The sequence below is a fragment of the Cellulosimicrobium cellulans genome, assembly GCF_024124905.1.
Classification (GTDB): Bacteria; Actinomycetota; Actinomycetes; order Actinomycetales; family Cellulomonadaceae; genus Cellulosimicrobium; species Cellulosimicrobium cellulans_G.
In genome coordinates this window covers 82,918-108,458 of the sequence record NZ_JAMXST010000003.1, presented here as the reverse complement: position 1 = coordinate 108,458, position 25,541 = coordinate 82,918, and the positions used below count along the sequence as shown (strand labels likewise).

At 73.4% G+C, this 25,541-nt stretch carries 22 protein-coding genes; 12 read left to right on the top strand and 10 right to left on the bottom strand.

Going from position 1 to position 25,541, the window contains the following annotated elements; genetic code table 11:
- Positions 1 to 123: 123 nt before the first annotated feature.
- Both NHH00_RS09200 and NHH00_RS09195 read right to left on the bottom strand, forming a co-directional pair.
- A complete protein-coding gene (locus NHH00_RS09200; protein WP_253051568.1) occupies positions 124 to 897 on the bottom strand; it encodes a hypothetical protein in 774 nt (257 codons plus the stop codon).
- Positions 898 to 1,453: 556 nt separating this feature from the next.
- A complete protein-coding gene (locus tag NHH00_RS09195; RefSeq protein WP_253051567.1) occupies positions 1,454 to 1,966 on the bottom strand; it encodes a DnaJ family domain-containing protein in 513 nt (170 codons plus the stop codon).
- Between the two features lie 72 nt (positions 1,967 to 2,038).
- Between NHH00_RS09195 and NHH00_RS09190 the strand changes: the two genes are divergently transcribed.
- Together NHH00_RS09190 and NHH00_RS09185 are read left to right on the top strand one after the other, a co-directional pair.
- Positions 2,039 to 2,641, top strand: coding sequence for a TetR/AcrR family transcriptional regulator (locus tag NHH00_RS09190; RefSeq protein WP_253051566.1), 603 nt, complete (start codon positions 2,039 to 2,041; stop codon positions 2,639 to 2,641).
- 198 nt (positions 2,642 to 2,839) lie between these two features.
- Positions 2,840 to 4,768 (top strand): glucoamylase family protein, encoded by a 1,929-nt coding sequence (locus NHH00_RS09185; protein WP_253051565.1) that lies wholly within the window; start codon positions 2,840 to 2,842, stop codon positions 4,766 to 4,768.
- Between the two features lie 175 nt (positions 4,769 to 4,943).
- Here NHH00_RS09185 and NHH00_RS09180 read toward each other — a convergent pair whose 3' ends face one another.
- Genes NHH00_RS09180 through NHH00_RS09170 form a run of 3 tightly spaced genes read right to left on the bottom strand, consistent with a single transcriptional unit; the run spans position 4,944 to position 7,566 of the window.
- Positions 4,944 to 5,960 carry a LacI family DNA-binding transcriptional regulator gene (locus NHH00_RS09180; protein ID WP_253051564.1) on the bottom strand — a complete coding sequence of 339 codons (1,017 nt, stop codon included), beginning with the start codon at positions 5,958 to 5,960 and terminating at the stop codon, positions 4,944 to 4,946.
- Entirely contained in the window at positions 5,957 to 6,619 is a 663-nt protein-coding gene (locus NHH00_RS09175) for a hypothetical protein (protein ID WP_253051563.1), read from the bottom strand. The genes NHH00_RS09180 and NHH00_RS09175 overlap by 4 nt, the downstream gene beginning before the upstream one ends.
- Positions 6,616 to 7,566: a sugar-binding transcriptional regulator gene (locus NHH00_RS09170; protein ID WP_253051562.1), complete on the bottom strand. Its 951-nt coding sequence runs from the start codon at positions 7,564 to 7,566 to the stop codon at positions 6,616 to 6,618. The genes NHH00_RS09175 and NHH00_RS09170 overlap by 4 nt, the downstream gene beginning before the upstream one ends.
- A 151-nt stretch (positions 7,567 to 7,717) precedes the next feature.
- Between NHH00_RS09170 and NHH00_RS09165 the strand changes: the two genes are divergently transcribed.
- From NHH00_RS09165 to NHH00_RS09140, 6 genes are read left to right on the top strand one after another with little or no spacing between them, the layout of a single operon-like run.
- Positions 7,718 to 8,722 carry an ABC transporter permease gene (locus NHH00_RS09165; protein ID WP_087470399.1) on the top strand — a complete coding sequence of 335 codons (1,005 nt, stop codon included), beginning with the start codon at positions 7,718 to 7,720 and terminating at the stop codon, positions 8,720 to 8,722.
- A gap of 27 nt (positions 8,723 to 8,749) precedes the next feature.
- Positions 8,750 to 9,760: a substrate-binding domain-containing protein gene (locus tag NHH00_RS09160; protein ID WP_253051561.1), complete on the top strand. Its 1,011-nt coding sequence runs from the start codon at positions 8,750 to 8,752 to the stop codon at positions 9,758 to 9,760.
- Position 9,761: 1 nt separating this feature from the next.
- Positions 9,762 to 11,321, top strand: a complete 1,560-nt coding sequence (locus NHH00_RS09155; protein ID WP_253051560.1) for a sugar ABC transporter ATP-binding protein — start codon at positions 9,762 to 9,764, stop codon at positions 11,319 to 11,321.
- Between the two features lie 32 nt (positions 11,322 to 11,353).
- Positions 11,354 to 12,013: a KpsF/GutQ family sugar-phosphate isomerase gene (locus NHH00_RS09150; protein ID WP_253051559.1), complete on the top strand. Its 660-nt coding sequence runs from the start codon at positions 11,354 to 11,356 to the stop codon at positions 12,011 to 12,013.
- 2 nt (positions 12,014 to 12,015) lie between these two features.
- Positions 12,016 to 13,491, top strand: coding sequence for a xylulokinase (locus tag NHH00_RS09145; RefSeq protein WP_253051558.1), 1,476 nt, complete (start codon positions 12,016 to 12,018; stop codon positions 13,489 to 13,491).
- 21 nt (positions 13,492 to 13,512) lie between these two features.
- On the top strand, positions 13,513 to 14,160 hold the full coding sequence (locus NHH00_RS09140; RefSeq protein ID WP_253051557.1) for a transaldolase family protein: 648 nt from the start codon (positions 13,513 to 13,515) through the stop codon (positions 14,158 to 14,160).
- Positions 14,161 to 14,260: 100 nt separating this feature from the next.
- Here NHH00_RS09140 and NHH00_RS09135 read toward each other — a convergent pair whose 3' ends face one another.
- From NHH00_RS09135 to NHH00_RS09120, 4 genes are read right to left on the bottom strand one after another with little or no spacing between them, the layout of a single operon-like run.
- Positions 14,261 to 15,430 carry a glycoside hydrolase family 1 protein gene (locus NHH00_RS09135; protein ID WP_308202285.1) on the bottom strand — a complete coding sequence of 390 codons (1,170 nt, stop codon included), beginning with the start codon at positions 15,428 to 15,430 and terminating at the stop codon, positions 14,261 to 14,263.
- A 23-nt stretch (positions 15,431 to 15,453) separates the two neighbouring features.
- Entirely contained in the window at positions 15,454 to 16,350 is an 897-nt protein-coding gene (locus NHH00_RS09130) for a carbohydrate ABC transporter permease (protein ID WP_253051556.1), read from the bottom strand.
- 1 nt (position 16,351) lies between these two features.
- On the bottom strand, positions 16,352 to 17,275 hold the full coding sequence (locus NHH00_RS09125) for a carbohydrate ABC transporter permease (protein ID WP_253051555.1): 924 nt from the start codon (positions 17,273 to 17,275) through the stop codon (positions 16,352 to 16,354).
- Positions 17,276 to 17,290: 15 nt separating this feature from the next.
- Positions 17,291 to 18,580, bottom strand: coding sequence for an extracellular solute-binding protein (locus NHH00_RS09120; RefSeq protein WP_253051554.1), 1,290 nt, complete (start codon positions 18,578 to 18,580; stop codon positions 17,291 to 17,293).
- A gap of 142 nt (positions 18,581 to 18,722) precedes the next feature.
- On the opposite strand from NHH00_RS09120, the gene NHH00_RS09115 reads away from it, so the two are divergent.
- The 3 genes from NHH00_RS09115 (at position 18,723) to NHH00_RS09105 (ending at position 23,570) form a co-directional block, all read left to right on the top strand.
- On the top strand, positions 18,723 to 19,454 hold the full coding sequence (locus NHH00_RS09115) for a TetR/AcrR family transcriptional regulator (protein WP_253051553.1): 732 nt from the start codon (positions 18,723 to 18,725) through the stop codon (positions 19,452 to 19,454).
- Positions 19,451 to 22,888 carry a GH36-type glycosyl hydrolase domain-containing protein gene (locus tag NHH00_RS21020; protein ID WP_253051552.1) on the top strand — a complete coding sequence of 1,146 codons (3,438 nt, stop codon included), beginning with the start codon at positions 19,451 to 19,453 and terminating at the stop codon, positions 22,886 to 22,888. The genes NHH00_RS09115 and NHH00_RS21020 overlap by 4 nt, the downstream gene beginning before the upstream one ends.
- 109 nt (positions 22,889 to 22,997) lie before the next feature.
- Complete coding sequence (locus NHH00_RS09105; protein ID WP_253052534.1) at positions 22,998 to 23,570, top strand: hypothetical protein; 573 nt, start codon at positions 22,998 to 23,000, stop codon at positions 23,568 to 23,570.
- Positions 23,571 to 23,585: 15 nt separating this feature from the next.
- Here NHH00_RS09105 and NHH00_RS09100 read toward each other — a convergent pair whose 3' ends face one another.
- A complete protein-coding gene (locus tag NHH00_RS09100; protein WP_253051551.1) occupies positions 23,586 to 24,704 on the bottom strand; it encodes a 3-keto-disaccharide hydrolase in 1,119 nt (372 codons plus the stop codon).
- 143 nt (positions 24,705 to 24,847) lie between these two features.
- Here NHH00_RS09100 and NHH00_RS09095 point away from each other — a divergent pair, with 143 nt between their 5' ends.
- A complete protein-coding gene (locus NHH00_RS09095) occupies positions 24,848 to 25,504 on the top strand; it encodes a GntR family transcriptional regulator (protein WP_253051550.1) in 657 nt (218 codons plus the stop codon).
- The last annotated feature ends 37 nt before the right edge of the window (positions 25,505 to 25,541 follow it).

Genomic DNA, 25,541 nt, shown 5'->3' with positions numbered 1-25,541 from the left:
GGGTCTGACTCGAAGCCACAGGACGGCGACAACGTGAGGGTGAGCCAGCGCTGGTCGGCCATGGTGCACACGGCGCTCCGACTCGCGTGCCGACGCCGCACCCGCGCCGTCCTAGGGGTCCGACTACGCGACTGCCTTGTCGTTAAGGACCCAGCCGCTCGGGCCGCAGTGGTAGATGGACCCGGCGGTCCAAGTCGACGTGAGCCACACATGGGTGAGCCCATCAGGCAGGTCTGGCAGGACGGTGGGTAGGGGAGGGTCCGCGCGCATGAGCAAGTCGGTGGCTGAGAACGGTCCCGAGGCGAACCCTGGGACGATCACGAACATGTGCTTCTCGGGGAGACCGGACCTGGTGAGCTTGGCGATGTTGTGTGCCTGTTGCGGTTCGCGTATCCACTCATCGAACCAACGGACCAGCCCGTTGCCGTCGTCAGCGACGATGCCGCCTGTGAACTCGATTCCACGCTCGACCGTGAGATAGATGCTTCCGGGAAAGTTGGTACCGCCCTGATGGGCGTCAACGACTCCGAGTGACCGAAGCACTTGCGCCGCTGCAACGTCGTTCGGGTTGGCTTCCAGGCGGCGCAGTAGGCCTGGTGCCTCTCGCTGAAGGGTCCTGATCTTGCATCTGGGGTCCAGTGAGAGCATCCATCCGCCGTCTAGCCCATCCACGATCCAGCGCTTCCCGTCACCGTTGGCGACGTTCCAGGTCTCGATCGCTCGTCTGTCGGCTGCCGCGGTGACCTCGCACGCCCCAAACACGGTCCCGTCCCGGACCAGGTTCAGGTCGTACATCGAGCTCTCGCTGCCGTCGTCGTGCTGTTCGACCGTGACCCCGTCGAGCGCAGCCTCGATGTGGGCCGCAGCCCGGGCCTCCTCCGCGCGCAGGTCTCCCATGCGCGGCATCATGCCTGGCCGGCGGGTTGTCTGACTATCGGCCGTGGCACCCGGCCTCGACGATGGCCTGCTGGTCGGAGAGGCCCACGAGGCCTTAGCAGCGCCAAGTCGCATCGTGGTCAGGGTGGCCCTCGCGAGGGATGACAGTTGCCGTGAAATTAAGTGTTGTGGACCGCACCGTCGAGGTTGCGACGATCTGCAACGGGTGCGCCTCATCTGGGCCGTCTCGACTTCCCCTACCTCTACCCGACAAACGTCCGGTGAAGCGAACTCGAGCCCTCTGACCTGCCATGATGCCAACTAGTCTGCTTGGCTCGGTCAGGTAGTCCCGCGCGAAGCAAGCTTCGCCGCCCCCGGGCGAGCAAACTTGGCTGCATCTCTACAGCCTGCGCACCCTTCATCGCTAGCAGGCGGCGGTCGGTGGTGACATCGAGATGCGGCCGTCCCTGCGCAGAGATTCCTCGTCGCCGAGGGGCGGATCATGTGCGATTGATCCGACGTGGCAAGACGCGCCGGCACCTGCGCCGAGCTGTTCGCCCATGGTCGGCGACGGCACCTACCGGCGCCGCCGACGGAAACGTCGACGGCGGGGAGCCTTCTTCGCGGCTGCTGCCGCCCGTGCCTCCGCGGCGCGTGCTGCCCGGCGCCGTGCCCATGCGGCGACGGTCTGGTCGACGTCCCGCGGCATGGTGACGAGCGGCGGGCCGGCGGGTGCTCGGTAGCGGCCGCGGAGCACGCGGCGGTTGAACTCCTCGACCTCGTGGCGCACGTCGTCCTCGACCCAGATCTCGTCGAGGCGCTCGTCGAGCGCGGCGTCTTCTCTGCGCAGCTCGATGGAGGGTGGCAGCACCACGAGCCGCTCGCGCTTGACGAGGTTCTTCAGCCACCAGTCGGGGTCGTAGCGGTCGGGGATGGGGAGCGGCTTGCCGCTGCCGGGGAGGTCGTCGAACTCGCCGCGTTCGATGGCCTTGCGGATGTGCAGGTCGGCCAGCAGGGCGATCGCCACCTCCTGGTCGACGGCGACGGCGTACGGGTTGAAGAACGCGGGGGACGGGTGCGGGTCGGCCATCGTCTCTCCCTCCCAGGGTTTGCCATACAGTTGTATTGTGTCACGCGTACCGCCGCAGGGAAGGGAGCCCGGGTGCCGAAGCTGGTGGACCACCAGGAACGCCGCGAGGCGCTCGCGCGGGCGCTGTGGCGGGTCGTCGACCAGCACGGCTGGACCAAGGCGACGATGCGCGAGGTCGCGAGCGAGGCCGGGGTCTCGCTCGGGCACGTGCAGCACTACTTCGCGTCGCGCGCCGGGATGCTGACCTTCGCGATGGAGTTCGCCGCCGAGCAGACCGCGGGCCGGGTCGCGCGGGGGCTGGCCGCGCTCGACCAGCCCCCGCACCCGCGGGACGTGCTCCGGCTGGTTCTCGTCGAGATGCTGCCCCTGGGGCCCGACGCGCGGGCGTCGAGCCGCATGAGCGCCGCGTACGTCCTGGAGGCGTTGCACGACCCGGCGCTGCGCGAGCGGGCGCGCCTCGGGCTCCGTGACGGCCGCGCCATGGTGGCGCAGCTCGTGCGCGATGCGATCACCCACGGACAGATCGCACCGGACCGCGACCCGGACGTCGAGACCGACCTGCTCCTGGCGCTGACCGGGTTCACCCCGCTGCTCGAGCTCGAGGTGATCGAGCCGCGGGCCGCAATGGCAGCCATCGACCAGCACCTGGATCACCTCTTCGCCCGAGCCGCCTGACCGCGGCCGCCGCGAAGCCGCAGGGGTAGAGGCTCGCGTGGTGCGCGCACGACCGCCCGTCGCGGCGGCGTCGCTCGACGCGGTGTCGTCGCCCGACGTGGGCTCCGTTGACCCCACCCGGCACCCGGGCTACTCTCTGCGCCCCCATTCGGAAAGTGCGCCCGAAATTTCGGGGGTCACGACACGAAGGAGTGCCTGATGGATGGAACGACCACGACCGCACGGAGCGGCGTGCAGCGCCGTCGCGGAGCCGCGCTCGTCGCGGGCGGACTCGTCGGCGGGCTGGCCCTGGCGGCCGGCCTCGCCACTCCCGCCGCGGCGGCGAGCGTCCCGGCGGCGGGGAGCGTCCCCGCGACGGCGACGCCCGGCGTCGGGCCTGACGGCCTAACCGGCGCGCAGCGCGCGACGCTGGAGACGTACCTGGAGGACACGTACACCTCGCTGGAGGCCATGACGGACGAGGGGACCGGCCTGCCCGCGGACAACATCGAGGGTGACCTGGACCCGGCGTCGAGCAGCGCGTACACGTCGCCGACGAACATCGGCGGCTGGCTCTGGTCCACCGTCGTGGCGCGCGACCTCGGCCTGGTCGACGCCGCCGAGGCGCACGACCGCCTCGCGACGACGCTCGACACCGTCGCGTCCCTCGACCGGCACGACGCGAGCGGGATGTTCTACAACTGGTACGACCCCGCGACCGGCGACCGGGTCGAGACGTGGCCGGACAGCGGCGACGTCGTCCACCAGTTCCTCAGCTCGGTGGACAACGGCTGGCTGGCCGCGGGCCTGCGCGTCGTCGCGGAGGCGGAGCCGAGCCTCGCGGACGAGGCGCGCGCGATCTACGACGACATGCACTTCGGCGCCTTCTACAACCCGGACGCGCGCCCGGACCTCGGCGTCGGGCTGCTGCGCGGCGGGTTCTGGGACGAGGAGCCGCCCGGCTGCTCCGTGGCGGGCGACTACCTCGGCACGGGCACCGACGTCTACTACACGTGCCACCACTACGACACGACGGTCTCCGAGACGCGCATCGCGACCTACCTCGGCATCGCCGAGGGCGAGGTGCCGCCCGAGGCGTACTACGCGAGCTACCGGACGTTCCCGGACACGTGCGACTGGTCGTGGCAGGAGCAGAAGCCGATCGGGGAGACGCGCGAGTACCTGGGCGTCCCCGTCTTCGAGGGCGCGTACCGGTACCGCGACCTCGCGGTCGTCCCGGGCTGGGGCGGCTCGATGTTCGAGGCGCTCATGCCGGACATGCTGGTGCCCGAGGCGGAGTGGGGCCCGACGTCGTGGGGCGTCAACCACCCGCTCGTGGTGCGCGCGCACAAGGAGCACGGCCTCGACGAGGCCGGCTACGGGGCCTGGGGCTTCTCGCCCGCGAGCAACCCCTTCGGCGGGTACGCGGAGTACGGCGTCGACGCGATCGGCCTGCGCTCCGACGGCTACCTGTCCGACGGCGAGACCGACGTCGACCTCGGGTTCGAGGGCTGCCGCGAGGCGACGAACCCCGCGCCGGAGTTCGGCGACGGCGTCGTGACGCCGCACGCGTCGTTCCTCGGGCTCGCGTACGACACCGAGGGCGTGCTCGACAACCTCGCCCACCTCGCCGACGACCTCGGCGCGTACGGGCCGGGCGGGTTCTACGACGCGGTCGCCGTCCGTTCGGGCACGGTCGCCGAGCGCTACCTGTCGCTCGACCAGGCGATGATCGTCGCCGCGATCGGGAACGTCCTCGACGACTCGCGCCTCAAGGACTACTTCGTCGACGACCAGCTCGAGCAGCGGCTGCGCCCGCTCATGGCGGCCGAGACGTTCTCCGCCACGGCCGACCTCACGCCCGGCGTGGGCGCCGACGTCCAGGTCCAGGCGCGCTGCCTCGGCCACCGGGCGGCCGTCGCCGTCCGGGCGACGAGCACGGGGGACGGCCGCGCGGACGTCACGCTCGCCACGCCCTACGGGTCGCGGTCGTTCGACGACGTCGTCCCGCACCGCAGCACCTACCAGTCGTTCGCGGCGCGCACGGCGGAGATCCCGTCCGGCACCGCGACGGTGACGGTCACGTCCGACGACGGGTCGACGACCCAGGAGCTGTCCTACCGCTACGCGGGCGTCTCCTGCGGCTGACCGGCCGCCTGCTCGCCGGTCGACCGGCACGCGACGACGGGAGGGACGCGGACCGCGTCCCTCCCGTCCGTCGTGGTCCCGGCGTGCCCCGGGCGCGTGCGTCCGGACCGCGCGTCAGGACCGCCTCAGGTTCGCACGTCGGGACCGCACGTCCGCACCGCGCGCCAGGGCCGTCTCACGACCGCGGGGGAGCGGTGGACTCCCGGACGACGAGGCGTGTCGCGAGTTCGGTACGCAGCGTGTGCCCGTGCGCGGTGCGCGCGCGGTGCACGAGCCCGACGGCGGAGGCGCCCATCTCGACGAGCGGCTGGCGGACCGTGGTGAGGGGCGGGTCGGTCCAGGGTGCGACGGGGAGGTCGTCGAACCCGACGAGCGAGACGTCGTCCGGCACGGACAGCCCCGCCTCGCGCAGCGCGCGCAGCGCGCCGAGCGCCGTGTCGTCGCTGCTCGCGAAGATCGCCGTCGGGGGGTCGTCGCGGGCGAGCAGGCGCTGCGTCCCCTCGTAGCCCGCGGGGACGCCGTACGTGCTCAGGCAGACCAGGTCCTCGTCGACGGGCACGCCCGCCTGGATCATCGCGGCGCGGTAGCCGGCGAGCCGCGCGATCGCGTTGTCCTGCTCCGGCACGCCCGTGATCGTCGCGATGCGCCGGTGCCCGAGCTCCAGCAGGTGCGTCGTCGCCTCGAGCGCCCCCTGGAAGTTCGCCGCGCCCACGCTGAGCACGTCCTCGGGCGGGCGTCGCCGCGGATCGACGACGACGAGCGGCACCCCGGCGGCCGCGAGCGTCGCGCGTGCCTCGGCGTCGGGCACCGCGACGACGCTCACGAGGCCGTCCGTGCCCCGGGCGAGCGCGTGCCGGACCCACGCGCTGCAGTCGTCGGGGTCCAGCTCCACGGACAGCACGACGTCCAGGCCCAGGCGCCGCGCCTCCGCGACCGCGCCGCGCACCACCGCCTCCGACCACGGGCCCTCGAAGTCGACGATGCGGACGTCGACGAGTCCCGTCCGCTTGGCCGTGGGAGGCCGGATCTCGTAGCCGTGGCGCTGCAGGACCTCGGCGACCCGCTCGCGCGTCGCCGCCGAGACGTCCGGGCGCGCGTTGAGCACCTTCGACACGGTCGGGACGGACACCCCGGCCTCGGCCGCGACGGCGGCGAGGGGGACGTTCCGCCGGCCGGGCCGCGCGGTGCTCATCCGGCTCCTTCGTCCCCGTCGCGCCGCGGAGCGACCTCCGTGGCGCGCGCCGCCGTCAGCCAGCCGTGCGGGTCCTCGCTCGCGACGAGGTCCGTCCCGGACACGAGCCACGTGGCCCCGGCGCGGAGCGCCTGCGGGACGATCGAGCGCGTGACGCCGCCGTCCAGGCCGACGGCGTGACCCGGGCCCGCGACCTGCCCGACCGTGGCGAGCGCGTCGACCTGGAACGTCGAGCCGGCGTGGCCGGGGGTGATCGACATGACGAGGACGTCCGTCCCGGGCTCGACCTTCGGCACCTCGACGCCGGGCGAGAGCGCGACGCCGGCGCGCGCACCCCGGGCGCGGACGCGGTCGAGGGCGGCGCGCCAGTTGCGCGTCCCCGCGTGGACGACGACGAGCTCGCAGAAGTCCGTCCAGGGGTCGACCTCGCGCAGCGGCTCCTCGACCATGAGGTGCGCCTCGGCGGCCAGCCCGCTGGCGGCGGTCACGGCCGCCGCCTCCGCGGCGGTGAAGCCGCCCGCCGCGGCGTAGCGGCCGTCGGTCCGGTCCCAGTGGACGGTGCGGAGCCCGGCCCGAGCGAGCCGCTCGGCCTCCGCGGCGACGCGGTCGCGCGGCGTCGACCAGAACGACGCGGCGACGCGGGTGCGGGAAGCCCTCATCGGCTCGCGCCGCGCGCGACGGGCGGGAGGTCGAGCAGGGCCTCGGCGCACCGCTGCTCGGTGACGAGGGCGGAGACGAGGCCGGACCGCGTGACGGCGTGGACTGCCGCCGCCTTCTCGTGCTCGGCGGCGACCGCGATCACCTGGGGTACCCGGGCGAGCTGCCGCGCGGAGATCGAGAGGCACCGCTCGGCGAAGTCGGGGACGAGGTCGCCCTCGGCGGTGAGGAGGATGCCCGCGATCTCGGCGCGGACGCCGCGCGCGGTGAGGTCGTCCCGCTCGTCGCGTCCGAGGACCTCGCGGAGCTGGGAGATCGGCGGGTCCCACGAGCCGATCGCGACGACCGCGACGTCGACCCGGTCGAAGAGCGAGAGCGCGCGGGCGATGTCGGGCTGGCGGCGCAGCGTCGCCGCGGTCGCGGCGTCCTCGACGACCAGGGGCGCGAAGATCGCGTGCGCGTCGCCGCCGGCGCGCAGGGAGACGCGGCGGATCACCTCGACGGGGGAGTCGGAGAGGTCGGAGCCGACCGCGCCGGTGAGCTGGACGACGGTCACGGGGGGCAGCGCGGTGAGGCGCTCCGTCATGGCGGTGAGCGTCCGTCCCCACGCGAAGCCGAGGGTGTTGCCCGGGCGCAGCGACCGGGTGAGCAGCTCCGCGGCGGCCGCGCCGACGTCCTCGCGCAGCTCGGGCACGGTGTCGCGGCCCTGGACCACGAGGCACTCGTCGAGGCCGAGGTGCGAGCGCAGGCGCGCGGAGAGGGCCGGGTCGACGACGCCGGCGTCGTCGATGGTGATGGTCACGATCCCGGCCTCGAGCGCCTGCTCGAGCATCCGGGCGACCTTGAACCGTGAGACGCCGAGCTCCGCGCCGATCTCGACCTTGGAGGCCGAGTCCACGTAGTAGCGGCGGGCCACGTGTGCCAGCTCGTGGCGCGAGAAGTCCGTCATGTCACCCATTCTTGCTCATCTGAGCGCTCGTCTGCGCATATGTTACCGATCTGTGATCGAGGCGCGTTGCTTGTGGCCTCGTGGTGTCCATACTATCGACATACGAGCAATCGCGTGCTCATATGAGCACCCGCAAGGAGGCGAGAAGTACATGTCGCGACGACGCGTCCCCGACGAGGTCGGGATCGCGGGGATCTTGGTCCTCGTGGTGGTGGTGATGAGTCTGCTGTCCCCGAACTTCCGCACCGCCGGGAACTTCGAGGTCCTGCTGCTGAACGGCGCCGTGGTGGCGCTGCTCGCGCTGGGCCAGACCTTCGTGCTGCTCACCGGTGGCATCGACCTCTCGACGGGGTCCAACCTCGCCCTCACGGGCATGGCCGCCGCGCTCGGGATGCAGGCGGGCCTGCCCTGGTGGGCCGCGACGGTCCTCGCGCTCGTCGTCGGCGTCGCGGTGGGACTCGTCAACGGGATCTTCGTGCACTACCTGCGCCTGCCCCCGTTCATCGCGACGTTCTCGATGTTCGGCATCGCCGGGAGCATCCCCATGATCCTCACGGGCGCGGCGTCGGTCACGGTGCGCGACCCGATGTTCGCCTTCCTCGGGCGCGGCGGGGTGTTCGGCATCCCGACGCCGATCCTCATCGTGGCGCTCGTCGCCGTCGTCTTCAGCGTCCTCCTGGCGCGCACGAGCACGGGCGTCCACATCTACGCGCTCGGCGGCAACAAGGAGACGGCGCGCCTCGCGGGCATCCACACCGGGCGCACCACGCTCTTCGTCTACGCGGTCTCCGGTCTGTGCGCCGCGCTCGCGGGCGTCGTGACGACCTCGCGCCTCATGGTCGGGTACCCGTCCGCCGGCTCGGGCAACGAGCTCTTCTACTCGATCGCCGCCGCGGTGGTCGGTGGCGTGAGCCTGTTCGGCGGGGTCGGCTCGATCGGCGGCGCGCTGCTCGGTGCGGTGCTCATCGCGACCGTCTCGAACGGCATGAACGTCGTCGGCGTCGACAGCTTCTGGCAGCCCCTCGTCATCGGCGTGATCATCCTCGCCGGCGTCAGCCTCGACACCTACCGCCGCTCGCTCTCGACCACCGGGGGGAGAGGCCGCCTCTTCCTCCAGCTCCTGCAACCACGTCGCGCCTCGCGCGCCACGTCCTGACCCCCCACCGCTCGAAGGAGAGTTCTCATGCGACGCAAGATCATCGTCTCGGCCCTCGCCGTGACCGCCCTCGCCCTCGCGGGCGCCTGCTCCGCCGTCGACACCGGCACCGGCACCGGCGACGCGACCGGGAGCGGCGCGACCGACCAGGCTCAGACCACGCTGCCCGCGTCCTGCGACGGGGAGAACCCGTACGTCGCGGTCAGCCTCCCGAACCTCACCAACCCCTACTACGTGGCGATGAAGAAGGGCTTCGAGGACGGCGGCGCCGCCAACGGGTTCGACGTCGAGGTCCAGGTCGCGAACGACGACGACGCCCAGCAGCTCGCCCAGGTCGAGGCCATGCTGCAGAAGGACCCGTGCGCGCTCGCGCTGAACCCCGTGAAGTCGGAGCCCGCCGCGGGGATCGTCAAGGCGGCGAACGACGCCGGCGTGCCCGTCTTCACCGTGAACGTCATCGTCGACGAGGACGCGCTCGCCGCCCAGGGGGCGTCGATCGTCCAGTACCTCGGCGCGGACAACGAGGCGGGCGGCCGCGCGATGGGCGAGCAGGTCCTCGAGGACCTCGGCGCCGACGCCGCGCTGAGCATCGGCTTCATCACCGAGCCCGACGAGCGCCCGGTCGTCATCCGCGACGAGGGCTTCACCGACGCGGTGTCGGCCAACCCGAACGCCTCCGTCGTCGCCAAGGTCGACGGCAACGTCAAGCCCGACGACTCGCTGCGCGTCACGGGCGAGATGCTCCAGGGCAACCAGGACATCAACGTCATCTGGGCCTCGACCGGCCCCGCCGTCTACGGCGCGCTCCAGGCCCTGGGCAACCGCACCGACGTCGCGCTCTACGGGTTCTGCGCCTCCGAGGAGACGCTCACCGAGGTGTACCGCGGGTGCGTCGCCCAGGAGCCGGAGAGCTACGGCACCCAGGTGACCGAGCAGATCCGCGCGTACGTCGACGGCGAGGACGTCGAGCCGGAGATCCTCCTGCCGCTCAAGGCGTTCACCGTCGGCGAGACCCCTGCGCCGGGGGAGGTCGGCTGACATGACCGACGTCACGACGTCGGTCCCGCGGGGCGCCGCCGAGGGTGGCGCCCTGCGGGCCAGCGGGATCGTCAAGAGCTTCTCGCACGTGCGGGTGCTCAAGGGCATCGACCTGACGCTCGCGGCGGGCACGGTCACCGGGCTCGTCGGGCACAACGGCGCCGGCAAGTCGACGCTGCTCCGCGTGCTCGCCGGGGCGCACCCCGCCGACGAGGGCACGGTGACCGTGGACGGCCACGAGCTGCCCCAGGGCTCCCCGACCGCCGCGCTCGACGCCGGGATCTCGACCGTCTACCAGGAGCTGTCGCTCCTGCCGAACCTCACGGTCACGCAGAACGTGTTCCTCGGCCGTGAGCTGACGCGCGGCGGGGCGCTCGACCGCCGCACCATGCGCGAGCAGTCGCGCGCGCTCGCGGACCGGTTCGGTCTCGCGGTGGACGTCGACCGCAAGCTGGGCGCCTACCCCGTCGCGACCCGCCAGCTCCTCGAGATCGCGGTGGCCGTGGCGCGCGACGCGCGCTACCTGCTGCTCGACGAGCCGACGACGAGCCTCGAGGGCGGGCAGGTCGAGCGGTTCCTCGAGACCGTGCGCGACCTGGCCCGCACCGAGGGCCTCGGGATCCTGCTCGTCGACCACAAGCTCGACGAGCTGTACGCGGTCGCCGACCACGTCGTCGCGCTCGTCGACGGCGAGGTCCGCATCGCGGGTCCGGCCGGCACGGTCGACCGCCAGGCGGTCGTGCACGCGATCGCCGGGGACGAGGCGACCGCCTCCACGGGCGGGGTCACCGAGCCGGCGCACCGCACCGACGTCGTCCCGCTCGACGCGGGCGCGCGCCCGTCCCTCGTGGTGCGGAACCTGCGCACGCCCACGCTCGCCGACGTCAGCCTCACGGCCCACCCCGGCCGGGTGCTGGGGGTCTACGGGCTCATCGGCGCCGGCCGCACCGAGCTGCTGCGCACGCTCGTCGGCCTCGACAAGGTCCTGGGCGGGAGCATCGAGCTCGACGGCGCGCCGTACCGGCCCGCGGCCCCCGCCGAGGCCCAGCGGCGCGGGCTCGTCTACCTGACCGAGGAGCGCAAGGTCGACGGCATCGTCGGAGGGCTGGACGCGACGACGAACGTCGTCCTCCCCGTCCTCGACCGGTACCGCCGGCTCGGCCTGCTCGACAAGCGGCGCATGCGCCGCGAGGCGGCGGCGCTCATGGACCGCATGCAGGTGCGCGGGGACCGCGAGGGCCCCGTCGAGCGCCTGTCGGGCGGCAACCAGCAGAAGGTGCTGCTCGCCCGCGTCCTGGCGCAGGCACCGCGCGTGCTGCTGCTCGATGAGCCGACCAAGGGCGTCGACATCGGCGTCAAGACCGAGATCCACCGGCTCCTGCGCTCGCTGGCCCACGACGACGGGCTCACGGTCGTCGTCGTGTCCAGCGAGGAGGAGGAGATCCTCGAGCTCGCGGACGACGTCGTCACCCTCACGGAGGGCCGGTGCGACGGCGACGTCGTCGCGGCCGGCGACCTGTCCTCCGTGGACCTGCGGCACGCGGCCTGGAGCGCCGCGTGACCTCACCGAGAACCCCTGGACGAGGAGTACCCATGACCATCCCCGACACCACGACGCGCCGCCGTGCCGCCGTGCTCGAGACCGCCCGGGCGGTCGTCGCGCACGAGGCGCAGGGGGTCGCCGCGAGCGTGACCGACCTGGGCGACGTGTTCCTGGACGTGGTCCAGCGGGTGTACGAGTGCACGGGCAAGGTCTTCGTCACCGGGGCCGGCACGTCCGGCGCGGTGGCGCGCCGCATGGCGCACCTGCTCTCCGTGTCCGGCACCCCGTCGGTGTTCATCTCGGGCGCGGACGCGCTGCACGGCACGATGGGCGCGATGGCCCCGGGCGACATCCTCGTCGCGATCTCCCGCGGGGGCGGGAGCGACGAGATCAACGACCTCGTCGTGCGCGCCAAGGAGCGCGGCGTCGACACGGTCGTCGCGGTGACGGCGGACGCCACCTCGCGCCTCGCGCGGAACGCGGACGTCGTGGTCGAGCTGACGATGATCCCGGGGATCGACCCCGGCGAGGTCATCGCGATGGGATCTACCCTCGTGACGGCAGCGTGGGGCGACGCGCTCGCCGTGGTCCTCATGCGGATGCGCGGGTACTCGTGGGCGAACGTCCTGCACTCGCACCCGTCGGGGGCCGTCGGCAAGATCGACGAGGCGCCCCAGGAGCTGCCGCCCCTCGAGCCCTACTGGAAGTAGCCATGGACCTTGTCGCAGGGGTCGACTCCTCGACCCAGTCCTGCACCGTCGAGCTGCGTCGCCGGGACGACGGCGCGCTCGTCGGGACCGCGTCGGCCCCCCATCCCCGCACCGCGCCTCCGGTCAGCCGGCAGGACCCGCGGGACTGGTGGGCCGCGTTCCGGGCGGCGTTCTCGGGCGCCCTGCGCGACGCCGACGCCGACCCGGCGCAGGTCGTCGCGCTCGCCGTCGGCGCCCAGTGCCACGGGCTCGTGCTGCTGGACCGGAGCGGCGAGCCGCTGGCCCCCGCGCCCCTGTGGAACGACACGACGGCGGGCCCGGCGGCCGCGCGGGTCGCCCACGAGTACGGGCTCGGACGGTGGATGGAGGACGTCGGCATGGCGCCGTCGTCCGCCCTGACCATCATGAAGCTCGCGCACGTGGCGGAGACCGACCCCGCGCTCCTCGAGCGCGTCGCGCACGTCCTCGTGCCGCACGACTACCTCACCTACCGGCTCACCGGGTCGACGGTCACCGACCGGTCCGACGCCGCCGGGACCGGCTACCTCGACGTCCACCGCGGCGTCTGGCGGCCCGAGCTCCTGGACCGCTTCGTCTCGCCGGACGTCGGCTGGGAGGACGTCCTCCCGACCGTCCTCGGTCCCGACACCCCGGCCGGGACCGTGCGGCCGGACGTCGCCGCCGAGCTCGGGCTCCGGCCGGGCGTCGTCGTCGGTCCGGGCGGGGGAGACCAGCACCTCGCCGCCGTCGGGCTCGGCCTCGTCGAGGGCGACCTCGGGGTCTCGCTCGGCACGTCCGGCGTCGTCCTCAGCCCGCGCCGCACGTCCGTCGTCGACCCCCTCGGCACGGTCGACTCCGTGTGCGACGCGACCGGCGGGTATCTGCCGCTCGCGTGCACGCTCAACGCCGCCAAGGTCACCGACACCTTCGCGCGGCTCCTCGACGTCGACCACGCGACCCTCGAACGCCTCGCGCTCGCCGCCCCCGTCCGGGGAGAGCGGCCGACGCTCGTCGCCTACCTCGACGGCGAGCGCACCCCGCGGCGACCGGGCGCGACCGGCGTGCTCGGCGGGATCACCGGAGAGACCTCGCGGGAGGACCTCGCGCTGGCCGCGTTCGAGGGTGTCGTCGCCGGCCTGGTCGGGGCGGCCCGCGCGCTCGAGCGGGTGGGCGTCGACACGAGCGGGGAGGTCGTCGTCAACGGCGGCGGCGCCCGGTCGCTCGCGTACCGGCAGGTCCTCGCCGACGCCCTCGGCCGCCCCGTCGTGCGGCGTGCGGCTCCCGAGGCGACGGCGCGCGGGGCGTGCGTCCAGGCCGTCGCCGTCCTCGAGGGCACCACCGTGGCGGGAGTCGCCGCGTCGTGGGCGCCCGAGGTGCTCGACGTCGTCCCGCCCCGCGACGTGCCCGCGACGATCGACGCCCCCTACTACGACCTGCTCGCCACGGTCGCGGACCGGCCCCGGCCGCCCGCGGCCTGACCGCACCACCAGGGAGAACGCATGCTGTACATCGACTCCGCCGACCGCGACCAGGTCGAGCGGCTCCTCGCGACCGGACTGTTCGCCGGCGTCACCACGAACCCGACGATCCTGCGCCGGGCGGGCCTCACCGTCGACGACGCCCCCGACGTCCACCGGTGGGCGCGCGCGGCCGGCGCGGGGACGGTGTTCCTCCAGGCCGTCGGCCCGGACGAGGCGGCGCTGGAGGCGCACGGCCGGGAGCTCGTCGGCCTCGGCCCGGACGTCGTCGTCAAGCTGCCCGCGACCCGCGACGGCCTCGCCGTCTCTCGCCGGCTGACGCGCGAGGGGGTGCCCGTGCTCGTCACGGCGGTCTACCACGCGTCCCAGGCGCTCCTCGCGGACGCGGCCGGTGCGGGCTGGATCGCGCCCTACGTCGGGCGGATGAGCGACCTGGGCCTCGACGGCGTCGAGCAGACGGTCGACCTCCACGCGACGTTGCTCGCGTCGGGCCAGGGGTGCCGCGTGCTCGCCGCGAGCCTGCGCGACACGACCCAGGTCGCGGCGCTCGCGGCCCGCGGGATCGAGGACTTCACGCTGTCCACCGCGCTCTGCGCGGCGCTCCTGGAGAACCCGGACACCGTCGCCGCTGCGGCCCAGTTCGAGACGGACGCCCGCGCGGCGGGGTGACGTCCTCCGGACGGACGACGACGCGGGGCGGGGACGATGTCCCCGCCCCGCGTCGTGACCTGCAGGAGGGTGCGGTGCGCGCGGCTCCGGCCGCGTCGCGTCAGTCGTCGAGCGAGACCGTGCCGCGGGCGACGCCGCCGAGCCAGGCGAGGCTGGGCTTGGGCGTGCGCTCGAAGGTCTCCGGGTCCCACGCGACGAGCCCGAACGTCGGGGCGTACGAGCCCCACTCGTAGTTGTCGAGCAGCGACCAGTGGAGGTAGCCGAGCAGCGGGAGGCCCGCCTCCATCTCGGCGTGCAGCGCGCGCAGGGCGTCGCGCGTGTAGTCGATGCGGCGCGCGTCGTCCGCCGTCGCGATGCCGTTCTCCGAGACGAGGACCGGCAGGCCGGTGAGCTCGTACCCGAGGCGCGCGGCCTCCGCGATGGCGGCCGGGTAGTACTCCCACCCGGTGAGCGTCTTCTCCGAGTCCTCGGGGGCGGGCAGCGGCCCGTCCACGGTGATGCGCGTGCGCGTGTAGGCCTGGACGGCGACGAAGTCGTCGCCGCGCGCGGCCTCGAGGAAGACGGTCTCGCGCGGGTAGGCGTACTCGCGCAGGACCTCCTCGGCGCCGGGGTCGGCGAAGAACTGCTGCGGCGCGACGGGCCACCCGACGGGCACCCCGACGGTCCGCACGAGCTCCACGGCCCGGCGGTGCGCGGCGATGAGGTGCTCGGTCGCGACCGGGTCGGGCGCGTGCATCGTGCCGGCCTGGAGCTGCTCGGTGCCCTTGGCGGCCGTGATCATCATCGCGAGGATGTTCGGCTCGTTGATGGTGAACACGTGCGACGCGCGGTCGAGCAGCGGCAGCACGTGCTCGACGTACCGCGCGAACCGCTCGACGGACCGCGGGTCGGTCCAGCCGCCGTCCTCCGCGAACCAGCGCGGCGAGGTGAAGTGGTGCAGCGTGACGAGCGGCGTGACCCCGTGCTCGAGGCAGCAGTCGATCATGCGGCGGTAGTGGTCCAGCTCGGCCCGCGAGAAGCGACCCTCGGCCGGCTCGATGCGCGCCCACTCGATCGAGAACCGGTACGAGGTGAGCCCGGACTCGGCCAGCAGCCGGATGTCGTCGGCGTACCGGTGGTAGGAGTCGGCGGCGTCGCCCGACGGCTCGGCGAGGGTCGAGGCCGGGTCGACCTCGCGCGCCCACCAGTCGCTGTTGACGTTGTTGCCCTCGATCTGGTGGGCCGCCGTCGAGGCGCCCCAGACGAAGTTCTCGGGGAAGGTGATCGACACGGGCTCTCCTCGTCGGTCGCCGGTCACTTGATGCCGGTCATGGCGATGCCCTGCACGAAGTAGCGCTGCAGGAACAGGAACAGGATGAGGATCGGCGTCACGACGAGCACGGACCCGGCCATGAGGAGGCCGTAGTAGGTGCCGTTCGAGCCGACCGAGTACAGCGAGAGCGCGACCGGGAGGGTGTACATGTTCTCGGTCTGCGCCACGACCAGGGGCCACAGGAAGTTGTTCCACGACCCGAGGAACGTGAGGATGCTCAGCGTCGCGAGCGGCGGCCCGCACTGGGGCAGCACGATACGGAAGAAGATCCGGAACTCGCCTGCGCCGTCGATCCGGGCGGCCTCGATGAGCGCGTCCGGGATGCCGAGCATGAACTGCCGCATGAGGAACACGCCGAGCGGTCCGGCGAGGAACGGCAGGATGAGTGCCGGGTAGGTGTTGACGAGCCCCATGTTGGACACGAGCACGAACATCGGCACGAGCGTGACGACGCCCGGGACCATGAGCGTGAGCATGACGAGGGCGAACAGCACCCGCTTGCCGGGGAAGCTCATCTTCGCCAGGGCGTAGCCGACCATCGAGCAGAACACGATGTTGCCGAGCACCACGGCGACGGCCACGACGATCGAGTTGGTGAAGTACTGCCCGTAGTTGAGCTGGGAGAGCCACCGCTCGTAGTTGTCGAGCGTGGGGTCCTGCGGCCACCACGTGATGGGGCGCTGGAGCAGCTCGCCCTGCGTCTTGAAGCTGCCGAGCGCCATCCAGATGAACGGCATGAGGGTCAGGAGCAGCCCGACGACGAGCGCCGTGTACGTGGCGCCGCGCGACCACCGGATCGGGCGTCGCGGGCGGCGCCGGGTGGTCGTGCCGGCGGTCCCGGGCGTCGCGGGGGTGGTCCGCGAGGACGTGACGGTCATGTCAATCCTCCTTCGACCGCAGCAGGCGGAACTGGACGGCGGCGAGCGCGGCGATCAGCGCGAACAGGACGTACGCGGCCGCGGAGGCGAACGCGTAGTTGCCGTAGCCGAACTGGTTGTAGACGTAGTAGCTGATGGTCAGCGTGGAGTTGACCGGGCCGCCCTTGGTCATGACGAACGGCTCCTCGAACACCTGGAGGAAGCCGACGGACAGCAGCACCGCGCCGAGCAGCAGGGTGGGGCGCATGAGCGGGACCGTGATGGAGCGGAACCGGCGCCACGAGCCGGCGCCGTCGACCTCGGCGGCCTCGTAGACGTCGCGCGGGATCGCCTGGAGCCCGGCGAGGAAGATGATCATGAGCGTGCCCATGTTGCGCCAGGCGGCCATGAGGATGATCGACGGCATGGCCCAGGTGCTGTCGTTGAGCCAGTCGGGACCGTCGATCCCGACCCAGCCGAGCACGGTGTTGACGAGGCCGGAGTCCTGGAGGATGAACCGCCACACGACGGCCACCGCGACGATCGACGTCACGACGGGCGTGTAGTAGCCGACGCGGAAGACGCTGCGGAACTTCTCGATGCCCGAGTTGAGGGCCACGGCCAGGGCGAGGCCGAGCACCATCGTCAGCGGGATGCCGACGAGGACGAAGTAGAAGGTGTTGAGCAGCGCCTTGCGGAAGAGCTCGTCCTGGAAGACGCCGGTGAAGTTCTCGAGCCCGACGAAGTTCACCGCGAACGGCGTCTTGATGTCACGGATCGTGAGGTCCGAGAACGACATCCCGAACGACGCGAGCAGCGGCCCCAGCATGAAGACCGTGAAGACCGCGACGAACGGGAGCGCGAACAGCCAGGCGACGAGCGCTTGCCGTCGCCGGTGGACGGCGCCGGCCGTGCGCCGGCGCCGTCCCTCGGTGGTGGTGGTCATGACCGACGGGTCCTGTTACCAGCCGAGCCCGAGCGTGTCGGCCTTGGCCTGGATCGCCTTGGCGGCGTCCTCGGACGTGACCTGACCGTTCGCGACCTTCTCGGCCTCGGTCTCGATCGTCGCGGAGAGCTCGTCCCAGCTCGGCACGGTCGGCGGGGCGATCGTGTTCTCGAGCTGCTCCTGGAGCACCTGCGTGCGGGGGTTGGACGTCAGGGGCTCGTAGTCCCACGCGGTGGTGAGGGCGGGAAGGTCGCTCGTCGCGTCGAACCAGGCCTGCTGCGTCTCGGGCTGGGCGAGCCAGCGCACGAGCTTCCACGCGCCGTCGGGGTTCTTGGCCTCGGCGAAGACGCCGAGGTGCCCGCCGCCGATGTACGAGTCGTTGTTCGCGGAGCCCGCGGGCACCGGGACGGTCGCGACGTTCTGCTCGACCCAGTCCTCGCCCTGGAGGTCGGCGAGCACGTTGACCATCCACGGGCCGGAGATGAACGCCGGGTCCGAGCCGTCGACGAACGCGCTGTTCTGCGAGTCGCCGTAGCCGGACAGCGGGGACAGGCCCTCGGTGAAGAACGACGCGTAGTAGTCGAGCGCGTCGACCATCGCCTGGTTGTCGAGGTCGAACGCGTCGCCGGCCTCGTTGAGGACCGAGCCGCCGGCCTGCGAGTAGAACGGCAGGATGACCTGCGTGGAGTCCTCGGCGTCGCCCATGGGGAGCTGGAGGCCGTAGGTCGAGCCGTTGGCCTGCATCGCCTCGGCGAACGACGTGAGCTCCTCCCACGTCGTGGGCGCCTCGACCCCGGCCGCCTTGGCCAGGTCGGAGCGGTAGTACAGGACGCGGGTCTCGACGTACCACGGCACGCCGTACTCGACGCCGTCGGCGACGGTGGAGGCGGCAGCGCCCTCGACGAAGTCCGCGCTGTCGACGAGGCCGTCCGGGACGGGCGCGAGGCCGCCGGTGGCGACCATCGTCGGCATGAAGGACGAGCCGATCATGATCGCGTCGGGCACGGTGCCCGCGGCGACGGCGGTCTGGAACTTCGTCATGACGTCGGCCCACGGGATCGTGGTGACCTCGACGTTCGCGTCGGGGTTCTCGTCCGTGAAGCCCTGGACGAAGTCGGGCAGCTTCTCGCCCTCCTCACCCATCGCCCAGATCGTGATGTCACCCTTCGCGGGCGCGTCGTCCACCGTCGTGGTGGACCCGGCGTCGGTCTCGCCACCCGTCGAGTCGTCGTCCGCACGACCGCACGCGGTCAGGGCCAGGAGTCCGACGACGCCGATGGCGACCGCCTTGCGTCCGAGCTTCATGAGCAATCCTCCTCATCGAGCAGTCGGCTCGTCTGGTGTGAGCCGCTGTGGAAACTACCTTAGCGTGCGCTCGGTTAGTATTTTCAACCGGGGCGTCCAGGCCGTACCGTTGGCGCCGAGAGACTGGGCGAAGGAGACGGTGATGAACGAGAGCGACTCCGCAGGTGGCGGCGCCACGACGGGGACGGCGGGGGGCCGGGCGACGACGACCGGGACGCGTGGCACGACGGCGGCCGGCCTGCCCGACCGACGCATCGTCCGGGGCGAGCAGCGCCGTCGCGAGATCCTGCGCACGGCCGTCGAGGTGTTCGGCGAGCAGGGCTTCCGCGGCAGCTCGCTGCGCGAGATCGCGGCGCGCGTCGGCATCTCCGAGGCCGGGCTCCTGCACCACTTCGGCAGCAAGGCGGGCCTCCTGACGGCGACGCTCGAGGAGCGCGACCGGCGCGACCTCGTGCGACGCACCGAGGACGAGGCCGCGGGCGCCGACCTCCTGACGACCATCCGCGACCAGGTCCGGCGCAACGCCGAGACGCCGGGTCTCGTCTCGCTGCACGTCGTGGTCGCCGCCGAGGCGACGGACGCCGCGCACCCGGCCCACGACGTCGTGCGCGACCGCTACCGCGCCCTGCGCCACCAGGACGACACGCGCTTCCAGGACGCCGTCGCGCGCGGCGAGCTGCGCCCCGAGGTCGACCCGCAGGCGATCGGCCAGCTCTTCTCCGCCGTCATGGACGGCCTGCAGCTCCAGTGGCTGCTGGACCCCGACAACGTCGACATGGTCGCCCTCTTCGACCAGTTCCTCGCGCTGCTGCGCCCCGAGGGCACGACCCCCGCAGCACCCGAGACCCGCACCACCGAGCAGGAGACCGCGTGACCCTCACCGCCAGCCCCGCACGCACGACCCCCCTCGCGGGCGCGACGCTCGCCTCGGGCGAGCTGACCGTCGAGCTCACCGGCGGGGGTGACGTGCGCGCCGTGAGCACGGGCGGCCTGCTCGTCAACCAGTACCTGCCGGGCGAGCACGACCGCATGCCCGGCGGCGTCCTGCTGCGCGCGACCCGCGCGGACGGCGGCGTCGAGGTCGCCCGGCTCACCGGGTCGGCGCCCGCGGTGACGTCGGTCGAGGTCGGCACCGACCGGGTCGTGTGGTCGGGCGAGGCGCTCGGGCTCGCCACGCGCGTCGCGCTGACGCTCGACGGACGCACGCTCGTCTGGCGCGTCGACCTCACGGCCGGCGCGAGCACGCCCGCGGACGCGCGCTACGACGTCGTGCACGCGCAGGACCTCGCCCTCGCGCCGCCCGCGGCGGCGCTGTCGAGCGAGCCGTACGTGTGCCAGTACCTGCTGCACCGCGCGTTGGAGCACCCCGACGCGGGCACCGTGCTCGTCAGCCGGCAGACCATGTCCGCCCAGCCGCGCCTCCCGCTCGCCGTCGCGTTCCTCGTCGAGGGCGCCGTCGCGCACCTCACGGACTCGCTCCAGGTCTTCACGGCCCGGACCCGGCGCGACGGCGTCCCGCACGGCCTGCTCGGTCCCGTGGACTCCGGCGTGCTCCAGTACGAGTACGCGATGCCGACCCTCGTCTCGCGCCCGCTCGACCTGTCCGGCGGGACGGCCCGCGTGCACGCGGTGACCGTCGTCGACCCCGACGCGCCCGGCCCGCTCGCCGCGCACCTCGACGAGGTGGCCGGCTGGGCGGCGGCTGCGGTCGCCGCCGCCGCCGACGAGCGCGCGACCACCCCGCTGCCGCGGACCGGGTCCGTGCTGCGCGACGCGCCGCTCCTCGCGGGCGACGAGCTCGACGAGGCCGGGCTGCTCGCCGCCGTCGGGCTCGGCGCCGACGACGTGCTCCTGCCCGAGCGCGACGCCGACGGCACGCTGCTGTCGTTCTTCACCGCGGACGGGACGCACGTCGTGGACGCGCGCAAGGACACCGTGACCGAGCGCTCGCACGGGCACGTGCTCAAGGCGGGCGACGACGTGCTGCCCACGGACGACGTGCTCTCCACGACGGCGTTCGCGCCGGGCGTCTTCGCGTCGCACGTCGTGCTCGGCAACACCACGGCGAACCGCCTCGCGACCGTGCACCGGCACCACCTCAACCTGCTCCGCAGCAGCGGGCTGCGGGTCCTCGTCGACGACGGCCGCGGCCCCCGGCTGCTCGGGCTCCCCTCGGCGCTCGTCCTCGACGTCGGCGGCGTCCGCTGGGTCTACGAGACGCCGCTCGGCCGCGTGGACGTGCGGACCGTCGCGCACGACCGCGAGAACCGCATCGACGTGGACGTGCGCTGCGACCGGCCGCTGCACGTCACCGCGACGCTCGAGCTCGACGACGAGGCGGGCGGCTGGGTCGTCGAGCACGTGGCCCCGACGGCGGACGCGGGCGAGGCCGTCGTCGTGCATCCCGTCCCGGGCGGCGACGTCGACGCGCACTACCCCGACCTGCGGTACGTCGTGTCGTCGAGCGCGTCCGTCGTGCTCGACCCCGAGCACCCGGCGGGCGCCCCTGACGGGACCGCGCACCGCCTCACGAGCGCGACCGACACCGGTGCGCTCCGGCTCGCGATCACCGGCTCGCTGGACGGGGCCGACGCCGCGCTCGCGCTCGCCGCGCCGGCGCACGACCCGCTCACCGACGTCGACGCGACCCTCGCGGGCCACCTCGCGACCGTCCGCGGGGTCGTGCGCGGCCTGCGGTTCGCGCCCCACGCGGAGGTGGAGACGCAGGAGCTCGACCTGCTCGTGCCCTGGTACGCGCACGACGCCCTGATCCACTTCCTCGTCCCGCACGGCCTGGAGCAGTACTCGGGCGCCGCGTGGGGCACGCGCGACGTGTGCCAGGGACCGTTCGAGCTCGCGCTCGCGGGCGGGCGGCACGACGTCGCGCGCGCGATCGTGCTGCGCGTCCTCGCGCACCAGCACACGTGGGGCGAGTTCCCGCAGTGGTTCATGTTCGACGCCTACGGCGAGCGCTACAACGACTCGTCGCACGGCGACGTCGTCGTGTGGCCGCTGTTCGCGCTCGCGCAGTATCTCGACGCGAGCGGCGACCTCGCCGTGCTCGACGAGCCGGTCCCGTTCTGGGACCACGCGCACCGGCGCCCGGCCGCGTCCGGGCCCGACGCCGCGGCGACCGTGCGCGACCACGTCGCGCGCCTGCTCGACCACCTCGACCGCGACCGCCTGCCCGGCACCGCCCTGCCCGCGTACGGCGAGGGCGACTGGGACGACACGCTCCAGCCCGCCGACCCGCGCATGCGCACGGACCTCGCGTCCACGTGGACGTCCGCGCTGCTCGTGCAGGCCGCCGAGCTGCTCGCGCGCACCACGTCCGGCGGCGACGACCACGCCGCGCTCTCGCAGCGCGCCGGGGCTCTGGCCGCCGAGGTCCGCGCCGACCTGCGCGAGCGCGCGCTCGTCGACGGCGTCATGGCCGGGTACGTGCGCCACGGCGCCGACGGCGACGAGCTCGTCATCCACCCGTCCGACACGGTCTCCGGGATGCGGTACCGCCTCATCCCCATGACGCAGTCGATCATCGCGGGCATCCTCACCCCCGAGGAGGCGGAGCACCACGAGCGCCTCGTGGTCGAGCACCTCCACTTCCCCGACGGCGTGCGCCTCATGGACCACCCCGCCGCGTTCGACGAGGGCGTCCCGCACACGTTCCTGCGGGCCGAGCAGGCCGCGAACGTCGGCCGCGAGATCGGGCTCATGTACGTGCACGCGCACATCCGCTACGTCGAGGCGCTCGCGGCCCTGGGCCGCGGCCGCGCGCTCGACGAGCTGCTGCGCATCAGCCCCGTCGACCTGGGCAGCCGCCTCGCGCACGCCGCGCCGCGCCAGCGCAACGCGTACTTCTCGTCGAGCGACGCCGACTTCCCGGACCGCCAGAGCTTCGCGCGCGACTTCGACCGGCTGCGCGACGGGACCGTGGGCGTCCGCGGTGGCTGGCGCGTGTACTCCAGCGGGCCGGGCATCTACCTGCGTCAGCTCGTCCAGGGCGTGCTCGGCCTCACGGAGCGCTCGGGGTCGTCCGGCGCGCTCGTCGTCGACCCCGTGCTGCCCGCGGCGGCCGACGGCCTCGCCGTCGACCTCGAGCTCGCCGGACGGACGCGCCGGGTCGTCTACCGGGTCGTCGAGCCGGGCGAGCGCGTGCGGGTGCGCGCGGGGTCCGACCTCGGCACGCTCGCCGACGTCACCACGACCCCGCGGGCGGGCGACTACCGCGAGCGGGGCGTCGTCGTCGCGACGGGCGACCTGGGTGACGCGGGGCTCGTCGAGATCATGGTGCCCGCGGGCTCGTAGGCCGCGAGATCTCGCCGTCCCGAGCCGTTCCCCGCGCAGGGGTCGGAGGCGCTAGCCTTCGGACCACGCCGCCGTCGGGACGGCGTCACCCGCGACGAAGGAACACGCCGTGAGCCAGCCTCCGTACCAGCAGCACCCGGGCGGCGACGCCCAGCAGCCCCCGCAGGCCCCCGGGCCGTACGGGCAGGGCCAGCCCGCCTACGGGCAGCCGGCCGCTCCCGGTCCCTACGGGGCGCCGGCGCCGTACGGCCAGGGCCAGCCCGCGTACGGACAGCCCGCGCAGCCCGAGCAGCACCAGCCGGCCTACGGGCAGATGGCGCCGCAGGCTCCTCCCGTGGCGCCGTACCCGCCGCAGGGCCAGCAGCCCTACGGGGCGTCGTACCCGCCGCAGGGTCAGCAGCCGTACGGCGCGCCCTACGGCCAGCCCGGCTACGGCGCGTACGCGCCCGCCGGCCCGCAGCCGATGACGTGGCGCACGATCCTCGCGTACGTGTTCAGCCCGATCGCGGTGTTCTTCCTGCCGATCGTCTTCGGCGTGCTCGCGATCGTCTTCTCCGCGATCGCGGTCCGCCGGAACGAGAAGACGGCGAAGATCGCGCTCGGCGTCGCGATCGCGTGCACCGCGGTGGGCTTCATCCTGGGCGCGATCAGCGGCTACCAGGCGGCCAGCCAGTACTTCTGACGCCGCCCGTCCTTCTCAGCCGCAGTCGACCCCCGCGTACGGCGTCTCCACGACGACCGGGCCGTCGTCGGTCGCCACCGTCAGCGTGGCGGTGCCCGCGTCGACCGACGCGGCCCTCGTGCTGAACGACTGGTAGGCGTTGCGGCCCGGCCGGACGTCGGCGAACGAACGCTCGCCCGCGGCCGTGCCGAGCGTGACGTCCACGGCGTCCTCCCCGACGTTCAGCGCGCGCACGGCGACGTGCGCCGTCCCCGCCAGGCAGCGCGCGTCCACCTCGACGTGGACGGGCGGGAGCTCGCGGACGCGCACGTCGCGGTAGGTGACGACGTCGGGCGCGGACCCGTGCGCCTGCAGGCCGACGTACCCGACGAGGCCGCGGCTGCTCGAGTCCGGGTCGAGCGGGCGGTCGGGGAACGGGACGCCGGGCAGGTTCTCGTACTCGTTGATGACGACCCCGTCGCGGATCACCGTGTAGTGCTGCCCGACGACGCGCACCTCCAGCTCGTTCCACGTGCCCTTCGCGGTGGGTCGGGCGCGGTCGAGCCCGATGTCGGCGAACCCGTAGACCGAGCCCGTCTTGCGCGGGTCGTTCGACCCTCCCTCGGGCGAGTCGTTCACCTGGATCTCGTGGCCGCAGTTCACGGCGATCCAGGAGAGGTTGCCGGTCTCGTTGCCGTTGAACGTCGTCGGGCACCCCTCGACCGGCCCGGAGAGGTCCGGGAACCGGACCTGGACGCCGCTGTTGGCGCGCGCGTCGCCGGGCGCGTCGTCGCGAAACTGCACGACGAGCGAGAAGTCGCCGTACTGCCGCACCGGGTACCAGAGCGTCCCGAACCCGCCGCCCGCGCCCGCCCGGGAACGGATCGTGCCGTCGTCGAGCAGGTCGAACCCGCCGTCGCCCGCGTACTCCCAGGCCGCGAACGACTCGGCGGTGCCGTCGAAGATCACGTCGTACCCGTCGTCGGGCGCCGCGGCCACGGCCGTCGTGGTCTCCTGCGCCGTGGTCCTCTGGGCCGCGGGCACGACCGCCGCGGCCGGCGCCGCGAGCGCGACCCCGACGGCGAGCGCGGCCGCCCCGGCGAGGCGGACGCGGTGCGCCCGACGGAGGACGGGGGGACGGGTGGTGCTCGACATCGGAACTCCCTCGTTCGACGCGTGTCCCTCCACCCTCGCACGGATGCCGGGCGCTCTCCACGGCACGGGGAGCGAGCGCACACCCGGGGCCGCGCCCGTCCGCACCCGCGTGCGCGCGTCGGGCGCGGTGGGAGAATCGACCGGTGTCCGGAGCCGAGGAGCGAGTGCTGGAGTCCGCCCGGGTCGCGGCGACGCTGCGCGACGAGATCCTGGACGGGGTGCGACGCCCGGGGTCCCGGCTGGTCGAGCGGGACCTGGCGGCCGACTTCGGCGTGAGCCGCATCCCCGTGCGCGACGCGCTCAAGGCGCTCGAGGGGGAGGGGCTCGTCGTGCTGCGGCCGCACACGTGGGCCGTCGTCCGGGAGTTCTCCGACGCGGACCTCGCCGACCTCGACGAGGTGCGCGAGGTCCTGGAACCGCTGGCGTTCCGTCTCGCGGCCGAGCGGCACGGCGCGGAGGGCCTGGACCGGCTCCGACGCGCGCTCGCGCGAGAGCAGGAGGGCGCGCGCACCGCCGACAGCATCGGGTCGCGCCGGTCCGCGGCGGACTTCCACGAGATCGTGACCGAGCTCGCGGACAACCGGCTCCTGCGGGACATGATGCAGGGCATCCGCAGCCGCGTGCGCTGGGCGTTGTCGCAGCACGACGACCTCGCGCACGTGACCGAGGAGCACGCGGAGCTGTTCGAGGCGGTCGCGGCGCGGGACGGCGAGCGGGCGGCGGCGCTGGCGGAGGCGCACGTCGACAGCAGCCGGCGCGAGCGCGCCGCGCACGTCGCGGCCCTGCGCTCGGGGGGCTGACCGGCCCGTCGACGGGACCGTGGGCTCGGCCCGGGGC